The sequence below is a fragment of the uncultured Algibacter sp. genome (genome assembly GCF_963976535.1).
GTDB lineage: Bacteria > Bacteroidota > Bacteroidia > Flavobacteriales > Flavobacteriaceae > Algibacter_B.
The window spans coordinates 24,120-48,821 of record NZ_CAXBLF010000023.1 but is presented as its reverse complement, the minus strand read 5'-3'; the positions used below and the strand labels follow the sequence as shown (position 1 = coordinate 48,821).

Genomic DNA, 24,702 nt, shown 5'->3' with positions numbered 1-24,702 from the left:
TCAAAGCAAAATAAAATAAACAAGCTCAACGAACGCATTGCCTTAGCACATTTAGGAGGCGGACAAAAACGTATAGATAAACAACACGCTAAGAAAAAATTAACAGCAAGAGAGCGTGTTAATTATTTAATGGATGAAGGTTCGTTTGAAGAAATTGGAATGTTAGTTACCCATAGAACGACCGATTTCGGAATGGAAAATGAAATTTATTTCGGCGACGGTGTTATTACAGGTTACGGTACTGTAAATGGCAGGTTGGTTTATATTTACGCACAAGATTTTACAGTTTTTGGCGGTGCTTTGTCTGAAACTCATGCTGAAAAAATTTGTAAAATAATGGATATGGCAGTCAAAGTTGGTGCTCCTATTATCGGTTTAAACGACTCTGGCGGTGCTAGAATTCAAGAAGGCGTTAAATCTTTAGGTGGATATGCTGATATATTTTATAGAAACGTACAAGCATCGGGAGTCATTCCTCAAATATCGGCTATTATGGGACCTTGTGCAGGTGGTGCTGTGTACTCCCCTGCTATGACCGATTTCACTTTGATGGTTGAAAACACGAGCTACATGTTTGTGACAGGACCTAATGTCGTAAAAACAGTAACTAATGAAGAAGTAAGTAGTGAAGATTTAGGTGGTGCGTTGACACACGCTTCAAAATCTGGAGTGGCACATAAAACGTCTGCCAATGATATTGAATGTTTAGAGGATGTCAAAAAGCTTTTGAGTTATCTACCGCAAAACAACACTGAAATACCAGAAAATATTGCATTTAAACCTGAAGAAGAATTAAGAGACGTTTTATCTGATATTGTTCCAGATAACCCAAACAAACCTTATGACATGCATGCTGTAATATCTGGGATTATTGATTCTGATTCGTTTTATGAAATCCATAAAGATTATGCAGAAAATATTATTGTAGGTTTTGCAAGATTAGGCGGAAGAAGTATCGGGATTATAGCCAACCAACCCATGTTTTTAGCTGGAGTTTTGGACGTAAATAGCTCTAAAAAAGCAGCTCGATTTACACGTTTTTGCGACTGTTTCAATATTCCGTTATTGGTTTTAGTTGATGTCCCAGGGTTTTTACCAGGAACCGATCAAGAATGGAATGGTATCATTGTACATGGCGCTAAACTATTATACGCACTTAGTGAAGCCACAGTGCCTAGAGTAACCGTTATTACAAGAAAAGCATACGGCGGAGCTTATGATGTAATGAATTCCAAACACATTGGTGCCGATTTAAATTACGCATGGCCAGGTGCTGAAATTGCGGTTATGGGCGCAAAAGGAGCAAGTGAAATTATTTTTAGAAATGAAATTGCTGCTGCTGAAAATCCTGAAGAAAAATTAGCTGAAAAAGAGGCTGAATATGCCAAAAAATTTGCTAACCCTTATAGAGCCGCTAGACGTGGATTTATAGATGAAGTTATTCTTCCAAAAAACACAAGACGAAAATTACTAAAGGCCTTTGCTATGCTTGAAGACAAAAAAACAGATGTACCAAAAAGAAAACACGGAAATATTCCGCTATAAAAAAAGGAGCCTAATAAATTAGACTCCTGATTTTACTTCAATTTGCAGAACTTTTAATAAGTTCTTAATTAATCACCAAATTAACTTGTTTCAATAACTAAAATCAATTTGAAATACAACCAACCCAGTACATCAAATAATAATTTTAATTAAAGCTTAAATACAAAAACAAGTCGTTTTATTCTGCTGATTAATGCATTGATAATAGCATAATTCAAATATCATAAACTTTGATGAATTTTAAGCAAAAACAGACTACGCATTTATTACTCAAATGTATAAAATGCTTAAAAAAGATGTTAATTTAATTTATTATTCTTCAAAGTATCAGAAAAAGTGTTCTGTAAATATTCAAGAAGTGTCATATCTTTTTTAGTAAGATTCATTTTTTTAGATATCCTGTAACGCCTGCTTTCAACAGATCTAATAGTTGTGTTTAGGAATACAGCTATTTCTTTATTTGTAAATTTCATAAACAAATAATGGCAAATAATAATTTCAGATTTATTTAGTTGTGGGTGCTTTTCCTCAATTTTTTTAAAAAACTCAATATTAAGCTCGTTAACTAAGTCCAAATGGTTTTCACCTTTGTCTAACAGGGTTGATGAATTAATATGTAAATTTTTATATAAATCTTTTATTCTTTCTTTTTGATGGTCAATATTTTCTGTTCTTGATATTTGTTTAACCTCTTTCTTCAAGTTTTGAATATACTCTTCTAAACCAAAAACCTTTACGGCGAGTTGTTCATTATTTGTTTTTAAATACGATAAATTCTTATTTGTTTCTTGATTATGTGTTTCTAGTTTATTTTTTTGCTTCCTATAGTAAACAAAACTTAGAAATAGTAAAACAATAGCAAAAAACCCAGCCAAAATACTATTCAAATCTTTTTTTTCCTTTTGTACTATTAATTCAGACTCCGCTAAAAGTAATGAGTCATTTACCTCAAAACTTGCCTTTACAGTTCTATCATACATCTTATTTTGAAAAAATATTAATGAATCAATATAAGTCTTTGATTTATCAATATCTCCTAAATATTTATAGCTATCAGCAAATAAAGTATAATAATCTTTTAAAGCATCATCAGCCATATACTCCCTCAATTTCGTTGACTTTTCTAAATACGAAAGCGTTGAATCTATTTCCTTTTTATTAAAAAAAACGTCAGCGAAACATAAATTTATACCTGCCTCAAAAGAGAAATAATTGTATTTTACAATGGTAGAGTTGTCTTTTAATTTTTTAAATTCATTGAAATACTTATGCGCCTTTTCCAAATCGTCCAAATAGATGTAATTTGAACTAAGCATATATAGTGCAAACATGTAGTAGTAAGCATCTTCATTTATACTTTTATATGTTTCAAGTTCGCTTAATAAGAATGTATTACATGCTTTATATTCACCATCAAGAAACTTGGCATAAGCTTCAACTTGCGAAACCTCCATAGCGCCATATTCATAATCGCATTTTTCATAATATGCTCTCGCCTCATCTAAGTATTTGAATGCTGAGCTATCTTTTTCGATGAAATATAAATTTGAAAACATCGCAACAGATGCTTCACCCGCAACATAAAAATTATTTTCTTTTTTAGCATACTTAAGCGCCAAAATAGTATACTGGTGTTGCTTTGTATACTCATTAAAATCATCATAAACAAGCGCTTTTAGGGAATAATAATCGGCAACTCTTCCTGGGATATGTTTTTCAATAGGTTTAGGAATATCCGCAAGAAAGGATAATGCTTTTTCAGAATCAGTATCTATATACACATCAGCAGAATCAACAAGTTGATAATAATCGTTATCTCCTTGAGCAAAAGCAATTAATCCAAAAACAAAAAAGCACAAGTAGAAACTTATTACTTTTAGAGAGGAGTTGAGTTTTACCATTGATATGATTCCTACATTATTTTAACAATAACAGTTTAGTACATGACAAAAATATAAAAGTGTCACATTGAGCGCAGTCGAAATGCTTTTGAATACGATATTTCCAATGTCTTCGACTGCGCTCAGATTGACATCCGATATATTATCAATTTCTGTCATGCACTCAGCAATAACAGAGTAAAAATATACAAATTAAAATGGAATACGTAAAAGATTACAATTTAAATCTAGAATAGGCCTTTAAATTTAAAAAATCAAAGTTTAAATAACACAGAAAATTCTGTATTAGTTGTATTATGCCCACCGTTTGGTTGTTTTAATTCGAGATTAGAAGTGTGCCTTACAGAATATCTAAAATCAAATTGTAGTTTATTTATCTCATAAGATAATCCTAAACCAAAAATATCTGAAAATGCAAAACCTTTAGCCAATCGTTCTGTAGCTTTATCCGAAAACATGGGGCCCACACTACCAATAGCATAAGTACTAATGGTATTATACACCTTATATCTTACAATGAAACCAAAGTTTAAAACGTATTCTTTTATAGTACGCTTTTGCATGTATAATTCTGTTAACTCTTGATAATTATCTGCATCACTAGGCTTTATGTAATATCTATTTAAAAGTTGATGTTCAACAACGTTATAACTAGGCTCTAAATTAACTTCGAATGCCCATTTTTGTGTGTCTTTAACTCTATAATTTATTTGAGTTTTGTAGAAGGTTACATCGTGGGTATAATCTTTATCGTTAAATGGGAATTTATTTTGAGAACCGGTACCGTAAGTAAAACCTAACTTTAAATTTTCTTTTTTAATCTGAGCATTTCCAACAAAAGAATTAGCAATAATAACTATGGTCAAAAAAAAAGGAATCGTAAATTTTTGCTTCATTAAATATTATTTAGATTTAACAACTTGAGCATTATACATAAAAGATTCACGCCAACGCTCAAAACGGCTGTCAAACGTTGTTGAAAACACTAAATATTGGCACTTCCCTATGCTTTCAGGCGTTCGGGTTATTTCAGCAAGATTGTTATTTCTAAACAAAAATTCAGCATCTTCAATAATAAACATTTGCAACTTATTCAAATTTATTCCGTTAAGAAAAAAGATTTTGTTTAAGCGCTTTGGGGTTGCAATAACAACATCTACACCTACGTAAATTTCTTCACGTTGCGTATCTATGTTTTTTTCATCATAAGCACAATACACTCGTAAATCCATACCTCTTAGAAAAATATTAAATTCTAATTCTAAATCTAAAGCAGCTTGCTTATCTTTTACTAAAATCAAAGCTCTAGGAGCATCTTCAAAAGCTTCTCCTTTTAGTTTTTGAACTACGCTAAGAATTATGCTAGTAGTTTTACCAGCGCCTTTAGGTGCTATACAAAACAAACTTGCGCCTCCTTTTATTTTTGATAAAATTGATTTTTGGAAAACTAATGGCTCATCAAAACCTTTATTTTCAAGAATATCTTTAAGTGGTTCAATCAACTTTTTAAATGACATAAATAGCGTTTATCTTTATTGATTTCAAAGATAAGCTTTTCAATACCCTAAAAAGAAACCTTTAAAATCAAAAAAAAAAAAACGCTCATTTCTGAACGTTTTTTAATTGATTTTTCATCTACTAGAATTCTAAATCTGTAACTAAATCGAATTCGTCGTAAATCGCTTTGTCTTTTAATCCATCAAAAAAGCTTGAAGAACCGTATTTTACATCATATTTTGTTCTGTCAACTTTTAATGAAGCCGTAGCCTTATTTCCATATATAGAAATTACAAAGCTTATAGGATTCGTTTTTCCTTTAATAGTTAAATCTCCAGTAACATTGTAAGCGTTTTTTCCAGATGCTATTACTTTTGTGAAAACTAATGTTGCTTGTGGATGATTTACAATACCAAAAAAATCATCAGATTTTAAATGACCTTCAAGTTTTCCTTTATACTCACCTTCTAAATCGGTTGTATTTATTGTTGTCATGTCAATTACAAACTCTCCGCCGGTTAATTTGTCATCTTCAAAAACTAAAGCACCAGATTGAATTCCTATGGTACCTTCATGAGAACCAGTAACTTTGTATCCTTTCCAAACGACTTTACTTTTATCCGTTTTAATATCTTTTTTCTCTTTTTCTATGGTTGTAAAAGAGGCTGTAAATAGCGCTACTAAGGCTATAATTGCTATATTTTTAATTGTGCTTTTCATTTTTATTCTTTTTATTAATTTAATATTCTAATTATGATCCGTAATAAAATTTCTCTTTAATTATTTTTCCATCTTTCCAATCTTGTACCGCTACTTGAGTGTAATTTTTAACACCCCAGTCTTTATGGGTATAATCAAAATGCCATTCTACCATAGTTGTGCTTTCTCCCACAGTGACTTTCAAGGGTTTTGCGCCTCTAAACTCTGTTATGGATTCAAAAAATTCTTCTTCTCGTTGTCTGTTTAGTGCTTTCCCAACAAATTCTGGGCTATCGTTTTCTTGCATAACAACATCATCATGATAAAATTCATCAAAAGCCTCTAAAGCCTTTCCTTGTAGAATCATATCATTTATTGTACTAATTTTTTCAATTAATGTATTCATAATTTTTATTTTTAATTATTATGATACAAATATCCAAAACTATGTTTTCACTGGAAATAAAGTAGTTTATGAAATACTGTTAATCTAGTTTAACATTTATTGTTCTTGGATTAATTGACTTTTAATTTTACTAAGGAATTCTTTAGTAATACCAAGGTAAGAAGCAACCATATACTGAGGAATACGCTGTTCAATTTTAGGATATTGGTTTTTAAAATAGAGGTATCTATCTTTTGCTGAAAGGCTGAAATTTCGAATAAGTCTTTTTTGAGATGACACAAAGGCTTTCTCTATAATTTGCCTAAAACACCGTTCTAACTTAGGGATTTCTGTATATAATTCTTCTATAATATCAAATGAAAACATAATGAGTTCAGTCTTTTCTAAACACTGCACATTAAAATCTGCTGGCGTTTGAGTTATAAAACTTCCTATATCTGAAGTCCACCAATCTTCAATAGAAAACATGACTATGTGCTCCTGCCCATCTTCATCCATATAAAATGTTTTAGTACAACCAGAAACCACAAAACATTCGTAGTTGCAAACATCGCCTTGTTGAACAATAAACTGTCCTTTTAAATATTTTCTATACTTAATTTTAGAAAGAAGAAATTCTTCCTCCTTTTGGCTTAAAGAAATATGCTTATCTATATAGTTTAATAATGGTTGTGCTTTTTCTTTAATCATGCTATTAATCTAATAATCTTCTGTGGTAATTAATTTGACCTAAATGATATGCCAAATGCGTAGTTAAATGTATCAAGAAAAAACCAGTAGTCATACTTTCTTTAAATACTAATAATGGGTATTCTTTTTGAATAGTTTCTTCACTAAGTTGTCTTAAAGTGTTTTCAACAACTGCTTTAGTGTCATCAATTTGTTTTAATAACTCTATTCTAGAAACACTTTTAAGGGCGAATTCTAAATCTCTTTTTCTAATATAACCGGTGTTTCCTAATGTAGCTCCAATATAGTGATTTAGATTTCCAACAATATGAAGTGTTAAATTTCCAGTGGCGTTTGTTACTTCTCCTTCAGTAAGCCATAAATGTGATTCATTATCATACAATTCTATTTCAACCTTAAGTTTATTAAGGTTCTTTTTAAATATTTTTATTAGAGATTCTATAAACATAATTATCATTTTAGTGATATCAAATTTAACAATAATAATATTGTATTAATAGATGATTATTGAGTTATTATAGAATTTAATTCGTCTATTTTTGCGCTATGGAAAAACCCCAAGAGTTTAAGTTTGAATTTGTTGCCCTAATGGCATCTTTAATGTCTATTGTGGCACTGTCAATTGATGCGCTACTTCCTGCTTTACCCGAAATTGGAAATTCTTTAGGTGTTACCAACCCTGATGATAATCAGTTATTAATCACCATGATATTTTTAGGCTTAGGATCAGGACAACTTATTTTTGGTCCTCTATCTGATAGCTTTGGTAGAAAACCTATTGTATTTATAGGTTTTATAGTCTTCATTATTGCCAGTATTATTTGCGTAACAACCAAGAGTTTTGAGATGATGATTTTTGGAAGAATTTTGCAGGGTGTAGGTATATCATCACCCAGAAGTTTAACCTTATCAATGATTCGCGATGAATTTAGTGGCGATTATATGGCTAAAATAATATCTATAGTTGTGATGTTCTTTATTTTAGTTCCCGTAGTTGCTCCTTCATTAGGTCAGTTTTTACTCTATTATTTTAATTGGGAATCTATCTTTTATTTTAATCTTGGTTTTGGTCTTTTAATTATGATTTGGTTTTGGCTTCGCCAACCCGAAACACTCATTAAAGAAAAACGGATAAAATTCACTTCGCATCTTTTTATTGATGGCACCAAAGAATTTTTCAAACACAAAGAAGCAGTGGCCTTTACATTTGTATCGGGATTTATTACAGGCTCGTTTATGGTATATTTAAGTACCTCGCAACAAATATTCCAGGAGCAATACAATCTAGCAGATATGTTCCCTTATATATTTGCAAGTTTAGCAATTTCTATAGGTTTAGCTACCTTTTTAAATAGCCAATTGGTAATGAAATTTGGGATGTATAAAATTGCATTTACTTCGTGTATTGCTTACGCTATTATTTCTATTTTATATGTAGTTCTTTTTTGGTCTGGACAAAATCCTAGCATAACTATATTGATTAGTTTTTTTGCTTTACAATTTTTTGCTGTAGGTTTTCTTTTTGGAAATTTGCGCGCTTTAGCCATGCAACCACTCGGGCATATCGCAGGTATTGGAGCAGCTATAAACGGTTTCATTTCTACTGTAATGGCGGTGCCTATTGCTAATTATATAGGTGGTTTTGTTAAAACCTCTGTTTTGCCATTATTTATTGGTTTTTCGTTTTTTGGGGTGATGTCATTGCTAGTTTTTATACTCATGAAAAGGAAAACAAAGTTGGCAATTGTTTAGTTGTTTTATACCGATAGCTCTTGAGTTTGTCAGAAAATCAGCTAACTAAGTCGTTTAACAACCGATAAAGTTCATTGAAACGGAACTTTATCTTTGCAGTTAAACGAACTAAAAACTCATTTTCACAAATACCTCTCTCTTACAACATTTACATGATGAATTTCATGCCCTAATATTATAAATATCGCTGCTCTGGCAGATAAATTGCCACCATTGGCTGATCCTATAAATTCTAAATCTTCGTTGCTTAAACTTTTTATAAGCATGGTCGTATTTTTACGAACTGCTTGATATTCTTCTAATAAATCATTAATAGGCTTTAAATTTGCCTTGCTTGGAATAATATAATCATCTTGCTCAAAGCCTGCTAAAGGAGTACTGTCGTGTCTAGCAATTCTAAAACATCTGTGAGCAAAAACACGTTCGGTATCAATAATATGTCGAAATACTTCTTTTATTGTCCATTTACCTTCAGCATATCTAAATTCTAAAGAATCAATTGGAATTCCTCTAAAAAATTCCACAATCTGCTCCCCTCCTCTTATTAAGTTTCCTTCTAAAGTACCACTAGATGATACTTTGTCTATATAAGTTTTATAATATGGATTGTACTCTGATGCGCTTAAATCTGAAATTTTCATGTGTTTATATTTATTCTTTTTCAATGGTCACTCCGAAATTGTCGGAGCAGGCTATGTAACATCCATTTAATCATTTTACTTGGGTTTCAAGTTTTAGTTATGGATGTTTCATAATCATTAAATTTTTGCTTGATAGGTATATAAATCAAAATATCTACCTCCCGAAGCGATTAATTCATCATGCGTACCGCGCTCTACAATACAACCAGCTTCTATAACTAAAATCTGATTTGCCTTTCTAATAGTACTTAATCTGTGCGCAATAACAATGGTGGTTCTATCTTTTACTAATTCATTTAAACTTTTCTGAATAAGTGCCTCACTCTCGGTATCTAAATTTGAGGTAGCTTCATCTAAAATAATAATTTTAGGGTTTGCTAAAATAGCACGTGCAATAGCTAATCGTTGACGTTGCCCTCCAGACAGCTTTACACCTCTTTCTCCTATCAACGTCTCTAAACCATCTTCAAATCTATCAGTAAATTCATTTACATAAGCAGCTTTAACGGCGTTTTGTAATTCATCTTCCGTAGCATTTGGTCTAGGAAACATGATGTTTTCTCTAATGGTGCCTTCAAATAAAAATTCATCTTGCAAGACTACACCTAAATATTGGCGGTAACTACTTAATTTCACTTTTGATAAATCTTGATTGTCTATAGTTATCTTTCCAGACTTTGGATTTAAAAACGTAGCTGATAATCCTGCAATAGTGGATTTACCAGAACCAGAACTCCCAACTAAAGCTGTTACAGAACCCGCTGGTGCTTTAAAGTTAATATTATAAAGTACTTCCTTCCCTTCTTCGTACGAAAACGATACATCATCAAATTCAATATCGCCTTTTATAGTTTCTAATTGAACGCTTCGTTCTTGGTCATCTTCTTCAGCAGTCATATTCATAAGCTCTTCAGTTCTATCTAAACCCGCCAAAGCTTCGGTTAATTGACTGCCTATATTACTCATTTGTACAATGGGCGCAATCATAAAACCAAGTATTAAAGTGAAGAATAGAAAATCACCAGTTGTCATTTCGCTCTGCATCATATAATATCCGCCAATGCCCATAATTCCTGTAGTTGCAACGCCTATTAAAAAAGTGGATGAACTTGTCATTATAGCTGTTGCTGTTAAACTCTTTTTTACATTCTGATAAAGTCTATCTACCCCTTTTTCGAAAATTTTGTGCTCCTGCTCTTCTGCATTAAAAGCTTTTATTACTCTAACTCCTGATAAAGTTTCCGTAAGTCTGCCTGTAACTTCAGAATTTATTTTTCCTCTGGTTCTAAAAATTGGACGGATATATTTAAAGGCTCTTAACGCTATATACCCAAAAATGGATAATGGAACAAAAACAAAAAGCGTCATCCACGGATTGAGTTTTATTAATATAATTAATGAAATGACTGCTGTAAAAGTTCCACCAACTAATTGCACCAATCCAGTACCAATAAGGTTTCGAACGCCTTCCACATCTGTCATTATTCGTGATACTAAAGCTCCAGATTTTGTGTTATCGAAAAAATGAATAGGCAAAGACAATACTTTTTTTTGAACCTTCGCCCGAAGTTCACTTATTAAATATTGAGCTTGCACGCTTAATATACGTGTTAGTAAAAACGATGTGACTGCTTGTACCAAAATAGCTAATAACACAATAATTATTAAATTATATAACAAACTTGGGGCTTTACTTGGTACCACCTCATCCAATAACACTTTACTCTGCCATGGTAAAATTAATCCTGACAAACTCCGAATTACAATCAATATCAACCCAACAAAAACCATTTTACGCCTTGGCCAAATAATAGTTTTAAAGGCCTGAGCCATGGTTACTTTTGGTTTTGATTTATCTTTACTTTTAGGTGATTCTTTTAGATGTTGCATATATATTTTATATAATATAATCTGTAAAAATACTCATTCTTAAAAGGATTAATAGCTAAACCATAAAATTAAAAAACCACTCATATAGAGTGGCTTTAAAATTTATGAAACTATTTTATGACACACTAAGTCCGCTTTGCTTTTTTAGCAAGTTTTGCAGCTTTCTTTTCTTTAGGTGTTAAAACCGCCTCCTTTTTTACATTTTTCTTTGCATCTTTTGATTTTGCCATGATTATTTGTTTAGTGTTTATTTAATTTATTATGCCTTAAGGACTACTCTAAAACGAGCCTTACCTGCTTCAAGATGTTTTAATGCTTTATTGACATCTTCCATTTTAAATTCTTCAACGGTTGGATAAATATCATGTCTTACGCAGAACTCTAGCATTTTTCTAGTGAGTGCTATGCTTCCTAACGGGCTTCCGCCCACTGATTTTTCTCCCATAATCAGGCTAAATGCAGGAATTTCCATAGGCTCTAAAACCGCCCCTACCGTATGCAATTTGCCTTGTGGAGCTAATGTAGTTAAAAAGGAATTCCAATCTAAGCTAACATTGGTGGTATTTAAAATAAAATTTAAGGAGCCGGCAATACTTTCTAAAGCTTCTGGTTTTGTAGAGTCTACAACATGATGTGCTCCCATTTTTAAAATGGCATCTTTTTTATTTGGGTTAGAACTAAATGCTGTAACCTCGCAACCCCAAGCTTTTAAAAACTTTATAGCCATATGCCCTAGGCCACCAACCCCTATAACACCAACTTTGTCAGTTGGTTGCACACCGGATAAAACTATAGGATTAAAAACCGTAATACCACCGCAAAAAAGGGGTCCTGCCTTAGCCATGTCTAAACCTTTAGGTAGCGGAGTTACCCACGACCAGTGGCCTCTAACTTTATCTGCAAATCCACCATGCCTTCCAACAATAGTACTTTCAACACTTCCACATAAGTGTTGCTTGCCGTCCATACACTGGTTACAATGCAAACACGAAGCTGAATTCCAGCCTAAACCAACTTTATCCCCTATTTTTAATCCCTTTACTTCATTTCCTAAATTGACCACTTCTCCTACTATTTCATGACCTGGAACTAGCGGATATTGGGTCATTCCCCATTCATTATTTATCATGCTCAAATCAGAATGACATAAACCACAATAATGTACTTTTATATCGACTTCTTCATTACCAATTTCTGGTAATTCATATTGAAATTCTTGTAATACTCCTCCAGTTTCTTGAGCAGCATACGCTTTAACTGTTTCCATAAATTATATTTTGTGATTTTCAATAAATATTATCTAAAGTTAACACTATTTCTATCCTTAATTTAACTTTTTTAAAAAAAATACTATTTTACAAATCTTTTTAATTTAAATGTAATATAAAAATAATGCAATATTTTTTAAAACAAAAAGGATTGAGTTTTTTCTTCTTACTCAAGACGCTTAAATATAAAATTCTTCCTTTAAAATGACATAACTCATAATTATTCAAGCACTTTTTTATTAAATTGCTACTATGAATACTATTGCAGAACGCATCTTCGATTTTCTAAAAGCATTCCCGCCTTTTAGCATGTTATCTAGAACACAATTACTTGCTATATGTAAATCTGTTGATGTACATTATTTAGAAAAAGACACCCATTTATTTGTAGCTAAAAAACCTGTAGAAAATCAATTTTACGTTGTAAAAGATGGCGCTATAGGATTATTTCGAGAAGACACAAACACATTAGTAGATGAATGCGACGAAGGTGATATTTTTGGTTTGCGCGCCCTCATGCGAAAAGGAAATTATAAACTTAGTGCAAAAGCCATTGAAGAAAGTATTGTTTACAGTGTATCTGCAGAATTACTTGAAGATTATATTACTACCAATCCCGAAGCAAGCACTTTTTTGATGTCCAGTTTTGCGGCAAATATCAGATATATTGAATCTAACCCATTACAACTTGAAAATCAAACAGAAAATATTCAAGATTTCTTTGAAGAGCAATCTGCTTCCTATTCCAAAAACCCTGTAAGTTGTTCACCAAAAACAACCATTAGAGAAGCTGCACTTAAAATGACCAATAAACGTGTAGGCTCAATTATTATAACCGAAAACAATAAACCGCTAGGTATAATTACAGATAAAGATTTACGAATTAAAATTGCCACAGGACTTGTTTCTATTGATGATTCTGTAACAAAAATCATGTCTTCCCCTGTTATTACTTTTCATGAGAATATAACCGTAGCCGAAGCACAAATTGCCATGATAAAGCATAGAATTACACATTTGTGCATTACAAAAGATGGCACACCAAACTCAGAATTAAAGGGTCTTTTATCCGAACACGACATCGTGGTCATTCGCGAAAACAATGCTTCGGTTTTAGTAAAAGAAGTTAAACGAGCTACAACTCCTAAACAATTGCAACAGATTCGTCAACGGGCACATGAAGTTTTAAAACGATATATAAAACAGCAAATCCCTATTACGTTTGCTACCAAAATAATATCTGCGATTAATGAAAGCATAACACAGCGAATCATTGATTTAGCTATAGCCAAAATGCCCGCTCCTCCTCCAACTTCTTTTAGTTGGCTGGCTATTGGAAGTCAAGGACGCGAAGAACAATTACTACTTACCGATCAAGATAATGCTCTGGTATTTAATAATATTCCTGACAGTGAATATGCCAAAACGCAAACCTATTTTTTAGAGCTCTCAGCGAAAATCACCCATGATTTAAATATTGTAGGGTTTGAATTTTGTCCAGCAGATATGATGGCGAGTAATTCAAAATGGTGTTTATCTGTTTCCCAATGGGAAGCACAATTTAAAGAATGGATTACTAAACCAGATCAAGATAACCTGATGCTATGCACCATTTTCTTTGATTTTGAATATGTTTATGGCGATAAGGATTTAGTTAGTTTGATGGCAAAAGGAATTTTTGAATCTATCGATTCTTACGATATCTTCTTAAATTTTTTAGGATTAAATGCCTTAAAAAATCCACCTCCTTTAAGCTTCTTCAGACAATTTTTAGTTGAGCATAATGGGGAGCACAAAGACCAATTTGATATTAAAGCACGTGCGATGATGCCCTTAGTTGATGCCGCTCGTTTATTAGTGCTTTCCAAAAACATTAAAGCTCAGAATAACACGATACTACGTTATGAAAAACTTGCAGAATTAGAACCACAAAACAAGGATGTTTATTTAGCCTGCCGTGATTCCTTTAAAAAGCTACTTCGATTTAGAACAGAACAAGGTTTATTTAACAATAACTCTGGAAGATTCATCGATTTACAAAGTTTAAGCAAAGCCAATAGGTTAGAATTAAAAAATTGTTTCAAAACCGTCAAAGAAGTACAAGAATTAATACAAACAAGATTTAAGCTTTCTCAATTCATGTAATATGAAGTGGTTTAAAAAAAAGACATATCCTGATTTCTGGTTGCAGTACCTTAATCAATTTGAATCCTCACAAGATCAAAATTTGAATAATCTTCGTTTTATAATTTTTGATACGGAAACCACTGGATTAGATATTAAAAACGATCGTGTACTTTCTATCGGAACCATTGCCGTTCAAGGACATATCATAAAAGTTTCGGATAGCTTTGAATGCTATGTTAAACAGGATCTATTTAATTCCGATACAGTGAAAATTCACGGCTTAATGAAAAAAGGAACTCATACAAAAATTAGTGAAAAAGAAGCCATTATTCAGTTTCTAGCACATGTAAAAAATACTGTTTTAGTGGCGCATCATGCTGCTTTTGATATCGCTATGATTAACCAAGTACTAAAACGCTTAGAATTACCAAAACTTAAAAACAAAGTACTAGATACTGGACATCTATTTAACAAAACGAAACTGGATACGACCAAATCTCATTTTAGTCTAGACCATTTATCCAATCGCTTTAATATCCCACAACATGATAGACATACTGCCTCGGGAGATGCATATATTACTGCTCTATTATTTGTAAAACTTATTGGGGTTTTAAGTAAAAACAAATCTTTAACCCTTAAAGATTTATTAAGATCAGATAAAAGGATCGGGCTATTATAAAAAAAGCGCCTTTTTACAGACGCTTTTTTACTTTTATAAAATCATTTAACTAAAGTGAGTTATCCATAATATCTTGCACCACTTCTGGATTAAGCAAAGTACTTGTATCTCCTAAATTAGAAGTGTCTTTATGAGCAATTTTACGCAAAATACGTCTCATTATTTTTCCAGAACGAGTTTTAGGCAATCCGCTTGTAAATTGAATTTTATCCAATTTAGCAATTGGCCCAATATGTTCTGTAATAATTTGATTTATCTCTTTTCTTAAATTGTTATGATCTCTAGATTCACCGGTATCTTTTAAGGTAACATATCCATATAGAGCACTTCCTTTCACATCATGTGGGAATCCGACAATGGCAGATTCAGCCACTGCTTGGTGTTCATTAATAGCATCTTCTATAGGCGCTGTTCCTAGGTTATGACCAGAAACAATAATAACATCATCTACACGTCCTGTAATTCTATAATATCCAACTTCATCTCTTAAGGCACCATCGCCTGTAAAATATTTATTTTCATAAGCTGAAAAATAAGTATCCTTATAACGCTGATGGTTACCCCAAATGGTTCTCGCTATACTAGGCCATGGAAACTTAATACACAATCTTCCTTCAACCTGATTCCCTTTTAGTTCATTGCCGTTTTCATCCATTAATGTAGGCTGAATACCAATAAACGGCAAGGTTGCATAGGTAGGTTTAGTAGGGGTAACATAAGGAATTGGAGTAATCATTATACCTCCTGTTTCAGTTTGCCACCACGTATCTACAATAGGACTGTTCTTTTTTCCTATATTATCATTATACCAGTGCCACGCTTCTTCATTTATTGGTTCTCCTACAGATCCTAATGTTTTTAATGATGATAAATCGTAAGATTCTAATAATTCAGTGCCTTGTTTTGCCAAGGCACGAATGGCAGTTGGTGCTGTATAGAATTGATTCACCTTGTGTTTTTGAATAATTTCCCAAAAACGCCCAAAATCAGGATAACTAGGTACGCCTTCAAACATAACTGTTGTAGCTCCATTAATTAAAGGGCCATACACGATATAACTATGTCCTGTAATCCAGCCTATATCGGCAGTACACCAATAAACATCGTCTTCTCTGTATTGAAATACATTCTTAAAAGTATAAGCAGTATAAACCATATATCCTGCAGTGGTATGTACCATTCCTTTTGGCCTTCCTGTAGATCCAGATGTATATAAAATAAACAATGGATCTTCTGCATTCATAATTTCTGCCTTACATTTATCTGAAGCATTGTCTAAAAGAGGTTGTAACCATTGGTCACGTCCTTCTTTCATGTTAATTTCCGATTGAATACGTTTTGCTACTAAAACGGTGTCTACACAAGAACATTCTTCCAACGCATCATCTACAATTCCTTTTAAATCAATTGTTTTCGCCCCTCTAAAAGATCCGTCACTAGTGATAACCATTTTGCAATCACTGTCATTAATTCTTGTTGACAAGGCTGTTGATGAAAACCCTGCAAAAACAACAGAATGGATGGCTCCTATTCGCGCACAAGCTAAAACAGAAACTGCTAATTCAGGAATCATTGGTAAATAGATACAAACCCTATCTCCTTTTTTAACGCCTTGATCTTTTAAAACATTGGCAAATTTATTAACCCTTTCATTCAGCTCGTTATATGTAATATGTTCAGCCGGATCTTTTGGATCATTAGGTTCAAACAAAATGGCAGTTTTTTCACCTCGTGTTGCTAAATGTCTATCTATACAATTTTCAGTAATATTCAATTGGGCACCTTCAAACCATTTCACTTCAGGTTTGGTAAAATCCCAACTTAAAACTTTGTCCCATTTTTTTCTCCAAAGGAAATGTTCTTCAGCAATTTCTTCCCAAAACCCTTCTGGATTTCTAACAGACTTTCTATAGACTTGATAATATTCTTCTAAATGTTTTATGTGATAATTACTCATGATTAGTTAATTTATTTTTTAGTGTTTCCTACTTTATGAGATATAAACTTATTTTCTATTTCTTTAATAATTAGAGGATCGTCAATAGTTGATGGTATCTTATATTGATCGTTGTCGGCAATACTTCGCAACAATTTACGAAGAATTTTACCAGAACGTGTTTTTGGTAATCTATCTACTAAAACCACCTGTTTTAAAGAAGCGACAGGTCCAATAGACTTTCTAACATCTTTAATGACCTCCGTTTGAATAACAGATTCTGCTAATTTATTGTCTGTTTTGGTAACGACCAAAGCCAAAGGTATCTGCCCTTTTAAATCATCATTAATACCAATTACGGCACATTCTGCTACAGAAGGATGAGAAGCAACAACCTCTTCCATTTCTGCTGTTGACAGTCTATGTCCAGCCACATTAATAACATCATCAACACGTCCTGTAATAAAGACATAACCGTCTTCATCTTTATAACCACCATCACCAGAAAAATAGTATCCTGGAAAACGACTTAAATATCCTGCTACAAAACGTTCTGGATTTCCCCAAATATTTTTCAAATTACCTGGAGGTAGTGGTAATTTTACAACAACATAACCTTCCTTTCCATTTGGAACAATCTCACCTTCCTCACTCATAATTTGTATATCATAGCCACAAACAGGGAACGTTGCAGATCCCGGTTTAACAGTAGCTAATTCAACACCAGCCATATTAGCCAACATTGGCCAACCACTTTCTGTCTGCCACCAATGGTCTATAACTGGCACTTTAAGCTTGTCTTCAGTCCATTTTAATGTTGCGGCATCACAACGCTCTCCAGCAAGGAATTGATATTTTAAGTTAGATAAATCATACTGCTTAAGAAATTCCCCATTAGGGTCTTCCTTTTTAATCGCTCTTATTGCTGTAGGAGCCGTAAACATAACTTTTACTTTATACTCTTCAATTATACGCCAAAAGGTAGAAGCATCCGGAGTTCTAATTGGTTTTCCCTCAAAAAGTACTGTGGTATTTCTATTTAATAATGGTCCATAAACTATGTAACTGTGTCCAACTACCCAACCTACATCACTTGCTGCCCAAAAAACATCACCGCTATGCACTCCATAAACATAATTCATGGAAAATTTTAAAGCAGTGGCATATCCTCCAGAATCTCTTATTATTCCTTTGGGTTTTCCTGTTGTTCCAGATGTATATAAAATATACAGCGGATGTGTTGACTCCACCTCTACTGGTTCAGCTGGAGTAGCAGTATTTAATGCTGATAAATAATCAATATCATAAGGCTTTCCAGGTGTATCTGCACCTAAATGTCTCTGATAAATAATCACACTATTTGGTTTGTGCTCTGCTAATTTTATAGCCTCATCCACATAAGGTTTATAAGGTATAATTCTATCAATCTCAATGCCGCTAGACGCGGTTAAAATAACTTTTGGTTTACAATCGTCTATCCTAATAGCAAGTTCATTTGGTGCGAAACCACCAAAAACAACAGAATGAATGACACCAATTCTAGCACAGGCTAACATAGCATATACTGCTTGTGGAATCATAGGCATATAAACAATTGCCGTATCCCCTTTTTTTAAACCAATTTCTTTAAGTGCACCTGCAAGTTTAGAAACTTCTTTATGCAAGCGATTATAAGTTATTATTTCTTTAGAATTGGTTACAGGTGAATCATAAATAATAGCGTTTTGTCTTCCATAACCATCTTCTATATGTTTATCAATACATAAATAACTCAGGTTAAGTTTTCCATCTTCAAACCACTGATTATGTCCTTTATCATTCTTTGAAAGAATATTTTCAGGCTTGCTATACCAAGATATTTGCTCGGATTGTTCTTTCCAGAATGCTTCTGGATTACTAATGCTTTTATTGTAGAATTCTTGATATTTCATGATTTGAATTTATTAGAATTCAACAAACCAAACCAATTTGGATTAAGCACTTTAAGCTTAATAAACACCCAAATAATAAGCACAAAGCAAACGCCCATAACAACTGAATTCATGGGACTCACGATAGCATCGTTTTCAAACTTAAACCTTAAGTAAAGCGTAGCGATAGCATAGATACTAATTATAATATCTGACGCCAATGGAGTAATACGAAATTTCATGTCTTTAAATTTTAATTAAACACTGTTTGTTTGCACACAAAACCAATATTTAAAAAGACTTAAAAGACAATTTCTAAGTCAATAGTTCCAATATCTCTGAAACTATTTTTTTTACTGAAAAAGGTTTGGTTAAATATTTATCCGCTCCAAGTTTTAAACCCTTTTCAACATCTGAAGCTTTATTTTTAGCAGTTAAAAAGACCACTTTTATATCCTTTAAACTTTCTGTTTTTTTTATGTGTTTTAATGTCTGATAACCATCTACATTAGGCATCATAATATCTAACAAAACCACATTTGGTGTTTGGTGTTTTAATATCTCTGATGCTTCACTTCCATCTCTTGCAATATACACTTCAAAATCTTGTTTCTTAAAGGCATATTCCAACGACATAACAATATTTGGTTCGTCGTCAACAATTAAAATTTTCTTCTTCATAGTTATTGGGACTACAATTTACTTAAAAGGTAGCGTAAAAACAAGCGTTGCACCATTTTTTACGTCCTTTTTTGCCCAAATTTTTCCATGATGCTTTTCTACTATTTGTTTAGTGATAGCAAGACCTAGCCCACTACCTTCTGGTTTTATAGTATTTTGATGCTTTGATTGATAAAATTTATCAAAAATATAATCATAGTCTTCCTCTGGAATCCCTTTACCATTGTCCGTTACAGACACTTCAATATTTTGATTACCGAGTTTATAATCAACTACTATTTTTCCGTTTTTAGGCTCACAAAACTTAATGGCGTTTGACAGCAAATTAGTAAGCACTTGCAGTATTCTATCCTCATCATAATTTAATTTAAAAGTATGCGGATTTTTATTTACCAATTTAATCCCTTTTTTACTTGCTATTTGAGCTACACTCCTAATAGCTTTAGCAATTGTTTTTTCAATATCTTGATATTTAAAGTCCAGATTTAAACGCCCTGTTTCAAGTTTTTCAAAATCCAAAATATTATTAATGAGTCTTCCTAAACGATCAGAATCTTGAAGAATATTTTTCAAAAATTGATTCTTGATGTCTTTGGGCATGTCATCATCTTCATCCATAAGCAACTCGGTTGCTGCCCGAATTCCGGTAATTGGTGTTTTTAATTCATGAGCTACCGTATCCAAAAACTCATCTTTTTGTTTGTCTTTACTAACAAGTTCCTCGTTAGCATCTTTTAATTCAGATGAGAGTTTGGAAAGTTCATTAGACTTTTCTAAAAGCATTTTATTATTAACTACTTGCTCTTTTGATTCTTCCAAAATCTTTAATACTTCTACTAAGCTAATTTCCTCTTCCTTAACCACACTAGAGATTAAAATTTTTGCAGAAGCGCTACCAATATTTCCAGTTAGTAGTTTTTCAGAAAAATTAATAAGTCTAGCATCTGCCAGTTGCGTGTCTTGTGGGAGTTTATATTTTGTGAAAAATATATTTAACGCTCGTTGTGCTCTTTTTTCACCTAGAAATCTAATCAGCACATTTTTTATATCCGCAACATAAGCTTCGCCCTTCCAAACCAAAGCACTATCCTGTAACTTTGAAAAGTTTTTACTATCAACAAACATTTCGGCATAATTTCGTTCTCTATAATTCCCTTTAGAAGTTAAAGAAAACACCAAATAAGTCAAAATATTAAAACTCATACTCCAGAAAAAAGCATGAGATGGCGGACTAAGGAAATCAATACCAAACAAAGCATAAGGTTTCAAAGTCGAAATACCATTCAATCCATATTTAGTAAAATCATCTACACCAGTATAAGCCTGCAGCGTAAAAGGCAATACCAACGTATAAAACACAATAATAAAGCCTACAATAATACCAATTATTGCTGCTTTTGACGAGCCTCTATTCCAAAATAAACCTATAAAAAAGGAAGGTGCTAGTTGAGCAATAATTACAAATGAAATAAGCCCAATAGCATAAAGCGATAATTCTTTTGAAAAGGAAATATAGAAAAAGTATGCTGAAATAATAATGATAAAAATAGAGATGCGCCTAATGTTCTTAATATACTTTGAATTACGTTCTGGTTGATTCTTAATAAACTTGTCTAAGAAACCATAAGGAATAATAAGATTATTACTCACCATTGTAGATAATGCCAAGGTTGAAACAACCACCATTGAAATTACTGCTGAAAAACCCCCAAGAAAAACTAATGAAGCCAAAAACGAATGACCTTTTTCCATTGGCAATAGCAAGGTGTAATATTCCGGGTTCACAGAATCTCCAAAAGTAAGTTTACCTGCCCAAGCAATAAAAACAACAAAAAGATTAAACAACAGCAAATACAGTGGAAACAGCCATATTGCTTTTTTTAAATGTTTTTCACGATTGTTTTCTAATACAGAAACCTGAAATTGTCTGGGTAACAAAAAGATAGCCATAAAAGATAACGCCATCATGAAAAACCAATTGAAACCATCTTCAACCCCATTTAGCGTGGTTAGTTCATGAAAGTTTTCTGTTATTGAAATTTGACTATAAATATCAGATGTTCCATCAAATAAATAAAAGGTGATATGACCTCCAATAATTAAAAAGAAAACAAGTTTTAAAATAGATTCAAATGCCACTGAGGCAATAATCCCTTTGTGCTTTTCTGAAGCGTCGGTTTTTTGCGTTCCAAAAAAAGCTGCAAAAACCGCCAACAATAATGCAATGTAGAACGTAGTATCATCTAGAATTGAAGTTGAAACATAACTCGTTTCATCAGTCATAATTGCAAAAGTCTCAGAAACCGCTTTAAGCTGTAAAGAAATATAGGGCAGCGTTCCAAAAAGGCAAACCAGAGTAACAAGAGCTCCTAAGAATCGATTATTTCCATAACGAAGCGAAATAAAATCTGCTATAGAAGAAATTTTATGCTGTTTTGAAATTCTAATAATTTTCCTGAGAATTATTATCCATAAAGGTGCAGCTATTACAGGTCCAAGATATATTGGTAAAAAATTAATACCTGAATTTGCAGCAATACCTATACTTCCGTAATAGGTCCAAGCTGAACAATAAACCGCCAAAGACAACGTGTAAACGTATGGATTGTTTACCCAAATGCTTTTTCTCTTTTTTTCAGCAAGAAAAGCGATGTAAAACAACACCGCTAAATACACCACAATAATAACAACCAAAGTGTAATTATTCATAGTGACGTTTTAAAATGATATAGGAAATAACAATAGATAATAGCCAAATAGAAAATATTGAAAAATGGAAGATTGGTATTCCAAATATTGCGCCTTCTAAATTAAAGATTAACAAAAATGGAATGTTAAAAATTAAAAACAAGGCTATTGATAAGACTATAAGTTTTTGCTCGTGACGCTTTTTCATGGGCTTTCATTTGAAATCTAAAAATAAGAAAAAAACAGTACTACTTTCGTAATACTGTTTTTAAACCAACCAATACACTTGAATATTGAGGCTTTCAAGTATAAATTTTAATGTATTTCGCCAACTTCTCCTGCTCCAGAAGGGATTCTAATACTCTCAACTATGTCTTGAACATATTGAGGTGGTGCAGGTGTTAATCTTGAAACAACTAGAGAAACAACAACATTTACTATCATTGCAACTGTACCAAAGCCTTCCGGCGAAGTACCAAACCACCACTCGCTTGCTGGTCTTGGTTCCATAACTCCTATTAATCCTGTTTTATAGCGAATCATATAAAATAACATCAACACGATACCTACAATCATTCCTGAAACAGCGCCTTTACTATTCATTCGTTTATCAAAAATTCCTAAAATAATAGCTGGGAAAAATGATGCGGCGCCTAGACCAAAGGCCAGTGCGACTACGGCGGCGACAAATCCTGGTGGATAAATCCCGAACAATCCAGCAATAACTACTGCAAAGAAAATTGCAATACGTGCAGCCATTAATTCTCCTTTTTCAGAAATGTCTGGTTTTATTTGCTTTTTGATTAAATCATGAGAAATTGAAGTTGAAATTACTAATAATAATCCAGCAGCAGTTGATAACGCAGCGGCAAGACCACCAGCAGCAACTAATGCAATTACCCAATTAGGTAAATTAGCTATTTCCGGATTTGCCAATACCATGATATCTCGATCAACATACAATTCATTTTTAGCATCACTGGCATTAGAAATCATACGCTCACCATGAGCACCTCTTTCATTTGTATAAAGCGGTTTTTTGCTAGCTAAAGCACTACCTGCAACATACTGAATTTTTCCATCACCATTTTTATCTGCCCACGCTATTAACCCAGTGTTTTCCCAATTTTTAAACCATTGAGGAATTTCAGCATAATTTTGCTCACTTACTGTTTCTATTAAGTTTGTTCTAGAGAATACTGCAATAGCTGGAGCTGTAGTATAAAGAATTGCAATTAACAATAACGCATATCCAGCAGATTTACGTGCATCTTTCACTTTCGGCACCGTAAAGAAACGCACAATAACATGAGGTAATCCAGCTGTCCCTGCCATTAAAGCTAAAGTAATAGCAAATACATCCCATGTGGACTTTGTTCCGCTTGTGTACTCATTAAACCCTAATTGCGTATGCAGAGCATCTAATTTATCCAGTAAAAATACACCGCCTTCTACTTTTCCTCCCATACCAATTTGAGGAATAATGTTTCCTGTCATTTGTAAAGAAATGAAAAATGCAGGCACCATAAAAGCAAAGATTAGCACACAGTATTGTGCTACTTGGGTATATGTGATACCTTTCATCCCTCCTAAAAAAGCGAAGACCAAAACCACGGTCATACCAATAATAACGCCTATGTTGATATCTACCTGTAAGAATTGAGAAAACACTATTCCTACACCACGCATTTGTCCTGCAACATAAGTAAATGATACAATTAACGCACAAATTACGGCAACTGTTCTTGCTGTGTTTGAATAATATCTGTCTCCAATAAAATCTGGAACAGTAAACTTTCCAAATTTACGTAAGTATGGAGCGAGAAGTAGTGCGAGAAGCACATATCCACCGGTCCAACCCATTAAAAACACAGAGCCATCATATCCCATAAAAGATATTAATCCTGCCATACTAATAAAGGAGGCAGCACTCATCCAATCTGCTGCTGTTGCCATTCCATTTGCTAATGGAGAAACACCTCCACCAGCGACGTAAAATTCTTTTGTTGATCCCGCTCTAGCCCAAATTGCTATTCCGAAATATAGGGTAAACGTCACCCCTACTAATATCCATGTCCAAGTTTGTACACTCATAATGTTTTTGTTTTAAATTTTAGTTAAGGGTTACTCGTCGAAACCATATTTTTTATCCAATTTATTCATCAATCTTACATATACGAAAATCAGTATTACGAATACATATATTGAACCTTGTTGCGCAAACCAGAAGCCTAATTTAAAGCCTCCTAATCTAATTTCATTTAATGCATCTTTGAATAGAATTCCACATCCATAAGAAACGATAAACCATATGGAAAGCAGAATCACTAAATATTTAAGGTTCTGTTTCCAGTATGCTGTTGCATGTTTTTGTTTTTCTCTCATAATT

21 protein-coding genes are annotated in these 24,702 nt (G+C 32.8%); 4 read left to right on the top strand and 17 right to left on the bottom strand.

Features of this window, described 5'->3' with window-relative positions; all coding sequences use genetic code 11:
• The first annotated feature begins 15 nt into the window (after positions 1-15).
• Complete coding sequence (locus AAC024_RS08385; RefSeq protein ID WP_339894837.1) at positions 16-1,545, top strand: acyl-CoA carboxylase subunit beta; 1,530 nt, start codon at positions 16-18, stop codon at positions 1,543-1,545.
• Between the two features lie 299 nt (positions 1,546-1,844).
• Here AAC024_RS08385 and AAC024_RS08380 read toward each other — a convergent pair whose 3' ends face one another.
• The 7 genes from AAC024_RS08380 to AAC024_RS08350 form a co-directional block, all read right to left on the bottom strand.
• Positions 1,845-3,446: a hypothetical protein gene (locus tag AAC024_RS08380; protein ID WP_339894836.1), complete on the bottom strand. Its 1,602-nt coding sequence runs from the start codon at positions 3,444-3,446 to the stop codon at positions 1,845-1,847.
• A gap of 254 nt (positions 3,447-3,700) precedes the next feature.
• Positions 3,701-4,342 (bottom strand): acyloxyacyl hydrolase, encoded by a 642-nt coding sequence (locus AAC024_RS08375; RefSeq protein ID WP_339894835.1) that lies wholly within the window; start codon positions 4,340-4,342, stop codon positions 3,701-3,703.
• 6 nt (positions 4,343-4,348) lie between these two features.
• A complete protein-coding gene (locus AAC024_RS08370) occupies positions 4,349-4,963 on the bottom strand; it encodes a DEAD/DEAH box helicase (protein ID WP_339894834.1) in 615 nt (204 codons plus the stop codon).
• A gap of 121 nt (positions 4,964-5,084) precedes the next feature.
• Positions 5,085-5,663: a YceI family protein gene (locus tag AAC024_RS08365; RefSeq protein ID WP_339894833.1), complete on the bottom strand. Its 579-nt coding sequence runs from the start codon at positions 5,661-5,663 to the stop codon at positions 5,085-5,087.
• Between the two features lie 31 nt (positions 5,664-5,694).
• Positions 5,695-6,048 (bottom strand): nuclear transport factor 2 family protein, encoded by a 354-nt coding sequence (locus AAC024_RS08360; RefSeq protein ID WP_339894832.1) that lies wholly within the window; start codon positions 6,046-6,048, stop codon positions 5,695-5,697.
• A 96-nt stretch (positions 6,049-6,144) separates the two neighbouring features.
• Complete coding sequence (locus AAC024_RS08355) at positions 6,145-6,738, bottom strand: Crp/Fnr family transcriptional regulator (RefSeq protein ID WP_339894831.1); 594 nt, start codon at positions 6,736-6,738, stop codon at positions 6,145-6,147.
• Positions 6,739-6,742: 4 nt separating this feature from the next.
• Positions 6,743-7,186 carry a DinB family protein gene (locus AAC024_RS08350; protein WP_339894830.1) on the bottom strand — a complete coding sequence of 148 codons (444 nt, stop codon included), beginning with the start codon at positions 7,184-7,186 and terminating at the stop codon, positions 6,743-6,745.
• Positions 7,187-7,284: 98 nt separating this feature from the next.
• Between AAC024_RS08350 and AAC024_RS08345 the strand changes: the two genes are divergently transcribed.
• Positions 7,285-8,490 carry a multidrug effflux MFS transporter gene (locus AAC024_RS08345; RefSeq protein WP_339894829.1) on the top strand — a complete coding sequence of 402 codons (1,206 nt, stop codon included), beginning with the start codon at positions 7,285-7,287 and terminating at the stop codon, positions 8,488-8,490.
• Between the two features lie 122 nt (positions 8,491-8,612).
• On the opposite strand, the gene AAC024_RS08340 is transcribed toward AAC024_RS08345, so the two are convergent.
• The 3 genes from AAC024_RS08340 to AAC024_RS08330 form a co-directional block, all read right to left on the bottom strand.
• Complete coding sequence (locus AAC024_RS08340) at positions 8,613-9,131, bottom strand: DinB family protein (RefSeq protein ID WP_339894828.1); 519 nt, start codon at positions 9,129-9,131, stop codon at positions 8,613-8,615.
• A gap of 117 nt (positions 9,132-9,248) precedes the next feature.
• The gene (locus AAC024_RS08335) at positions 9,249-11,021 is read right to left on the bottom strand and encodes an ABC transporter ATP-binding protein (RefSeq protein WP_339894827.1); all 1,773 of its coding nucleotides are present in this window, start codon (positions 11,019-11,021) and stop codon (positions 9,249-9,251) included.
• Positions 11,022-11,280: 259 nt separating this feature from the next.
• Complete coding sequence (locus AAC024_RS08330; protein ID WP_339894826.1) at positions 11,281-12,288, bottom strand: NAD(P)-dependent alcohol dehydrogenase; 1,008 nt, start codon at positions 12,286-12,288, stop codon at positions 11,281-11,283.
• Positions 12,289-12,541: 253 nt separating this feature from the next.
• Here AAC024_RS08330 and AAC024_RS08325 point away from each other — a divergent pair, with 253 nt between their 5' ends.
• Positions 12,542-14,434: a DUF294 nucleotidyltransferase-like domain-containing protein gene (locus AAC024_RS08325; RefSeq protein ID WP_339894825.1), complete on the top strand. Its 1,893-nt coding sequence runs from the start codon at positions 12,542-12,544 to the stop codon at positions 14,432-14,434.
• A gap of 1 nt (position 14,435) precedes the next feature.
• The gene (locus AAC024_RS08320; protein WP_339894824.1) at positions 14,436-15,098 is read left to right on the top strand and encodes a 3'-5' exonuclease; all 663 of its coding nucleotides are present in this window, start codon (positions 14,436-14,438) and stop codon (positions 15,096-15,098) included.
• A gap of 49 nt (positions 15,099-15,147) precedes the next feature.
• On the opposite strand, the gene acs is transcribed toward AAC024_RS08320, so the two are convergent.
• From acs to AAC024_RS08285, 7 genes are all read right to left on the bottom strand, one after another.
• The gene (gene acs, locus AAC024_RS08315) at positions 15,148-17,055 is read right to left on the bottom strand and encodes an acetate--CoA ligase (protein WP_339894823.1); all 1,908 of its coding nucleotides are present in this window, start codon (positions 17,053-17,055) and stop codon (positions 15,148-15,150) included.
• Between the two features lie 11 nt (positions 17,056-17,066).
• On the bottom strand, positions 17,067-18,965 hold the full coding sequence (locus tag AAC024_RS08310; RefSeq protein WP_339894822.1) for an acetate--CoA ligase: 1,899 nt from the start codon (positions 18,963-18,965) through the stop codon (positions 17,067-17,069).
• Entirely contained in the window at positions 18,962-19,186 is a 225-nt protein-coding gene (locus AAC024_RS08305; RefSeq protein ID WP_339894821.1) for a hypothetical protein, read from the bottom strand. Before AAC024_RS08305 ends, AAC024_RS08310 begins: the two co-directional genes overlap by 4 nt.
• 73 nt (positions 19,187-19,259) lie before the next feature.
• Complete coding sequence (locus AAC024_RS08300; RefSeq protein WP_339894820.1) at positions 19,260-19,625, bottom strand: response regulator; 366 nt, start codon at positions 19,623-19,625, stop codon at positions 19,260-19,262.
• An 18-nt stretch (positions 19,626-19,643) separates the two neighbouring features.
• A complete protein-coding gene (locus AAC024_RS08295) occupies positions 19,644-22,334 on the bottom strand; it encodes a sensor histidine kinase (RefSeq protein ID WP_339894819.1) in 2,691 nt (896 codons plus the stop codon).
• Positions 22,335-22,628: 294 nt separating this feature from the next.
• Complete coding sequence (locus tag AAC024_RS08290; RefSeq protein WP_339894818.1) at positions 22,629-24,407, bottom strand: sodium:solute symporter family protein; 1,779 nt, start codon at positions 24,405-24,407, stop codon at positions 22,629-22,631.
• Between the two features lie 30 nt (positions 24,408-24,437).
• Entirely contained in the window at positions 24,438-24,698 is a 261-nt protein-coding gene (locus AAC024_RS08285; RefSeq protein WP_339894817.1) for a DUF4212 domain-containing protein, read from the bottom strand.
• Positions 24,699-24,702: the final 4 nt, after the last annotated feature.

Bases quoted from the DNA above. Each gene is read 5' to 3' on its own strand.
- AAC024_RS08375 (WP_339894835.1), bottom strand. From the start codon at position 4,342: ATGAAGCAAAAATTTACGATTCCTTTTTTTTTGACCATAGTTATTATT.
- AAC024_RS08300 (WP_339894820.1), bottom strand. From the start codon at position 19,625: ATGAAGAAGAAAATTTTAATTGTTGACGACGAACCAAATATTGTTATG.
- AAC024_RS08365 (WP_339894833.1), bottom strand. From the start codon at position 5,663: ATGAAAAGCACAATTAAAAATATAGCAATTATAGCCTTAGTAGCGCTA.
- acs (WP_339894823.1), bottom strand. From the start codon at position 17,055: ATGAGTAATTATCACATAAAACATTTAGAAGAATATTATCAAGTCTAT.
- AAC024_RS08335 (WP_339894827.1), bottom strand. From the start codon at position 11,021: ATGCAACATCTAAAAGAATCACCTAAAAGTAAAGATAAATCAAAACCA.
- AAC024_RS08340 (WP_339894828.1), bottom strand. From the start codon at position 9,131: ATGAAAATTTCAGATTTAAGCGCATCAGAGTACAATCCATATTATAAA.
- AAC024_RS08285 (WP_339894817.1), bottom strand. From the start codon at position 24,698: ATGAGAGAAAAACAAAAACATGCAACAGCATACTGGAAACAGAACCTT.
- AAC024_RS08370 (WP_339894834.1), bottom strand. From the start codon at position 4,963: ATGTCATTTAAAAAGTTGATTGAACCACTTAAAGATATTCTTGAAAAT.
- AAC024_RS08345 (WP_339894829.1), top strand. From the start codon at position 7,285: ATGGAAAAACCCCAAGAGTTTAAGTTTGAATTTGTTGCCCTAATGGCA.
- AAC024_RS08380 (WP_339894836.1), bottom strand. From the start codon at position 3,446: ATGGTAAAACTCAACTCCTCTCTAAAAGTAATAAGTTTCTACTTGTGC.
- AAC024_RS08290 (WP_339894818.1), bottom strand. From the start codon at position 24,407: ATGAGTGTACAAACTTGGACATGGATATTAGTAGGGGTGACGTTTACC.
- AAC024_RS08325 (WP_339894825.1), top strand. From the start codon at position 12,542: ATGAATACTATTGCAGAACGCATCTTCGATTTTCTAAAAGCATTCCCG.
- AAC024_RS08330 (WP_339894826.1), bottom strand. From the start codon at position 12,288: ATGGAAACAGTTAAAGCGTATGCTGCTCAAGAAACTGGAGGAGTATTA.
- AAC024_RS08305 (WP_339894821.1), bottom strand. From the start codon at position 19,186: ATGAAATTTCGTATTACTCCATTGGCGTCAGATATTATAATTAGTATC.
- AAC024_RS08310 (WP_339894822.1), bottom strand. From the start codon at position 18,965: ATGAAATATCAAGAATTCTACAATAAAAGCATTAGTAATCCAGAAGCA.
- AAC024_RS08360 (WP_339894832.1), bottom strand. From the start codon at position 6,048: ATGAATACATTAATTGAAAAAATTAGTACAATAAATGATATGATTCTA.
- AAC024_RS08295 (WP_339894819.1), bottom strand. From the start codon at position 22,334: ATGAATAATTACACTTTGGTTGTTATTATTGTGGTGTATTTAGCGGTG.
- AAC024_RS08320 (WP_339894824.1), top strand. From the start codon at position 14,436: ATGAAGTGGTTTAAAAAAAAGACATATCCTGATTTCTGGTTGCAGTAC.
- AAC024_RS08355 (WP_339894831.1), bottom strand. From the start codon at position 6,738: ATGATTAAAGAAAAAGCACAACCATTATTAAACTATATAGATAAGCAT.
- AAC024_RS08350 (WP_339894830.1), bottom strand. From the start codon at position 7,186: ATGTTTATAGAATCTCTAATAAAAATATTTAAAAAGAACCTTAATAAA.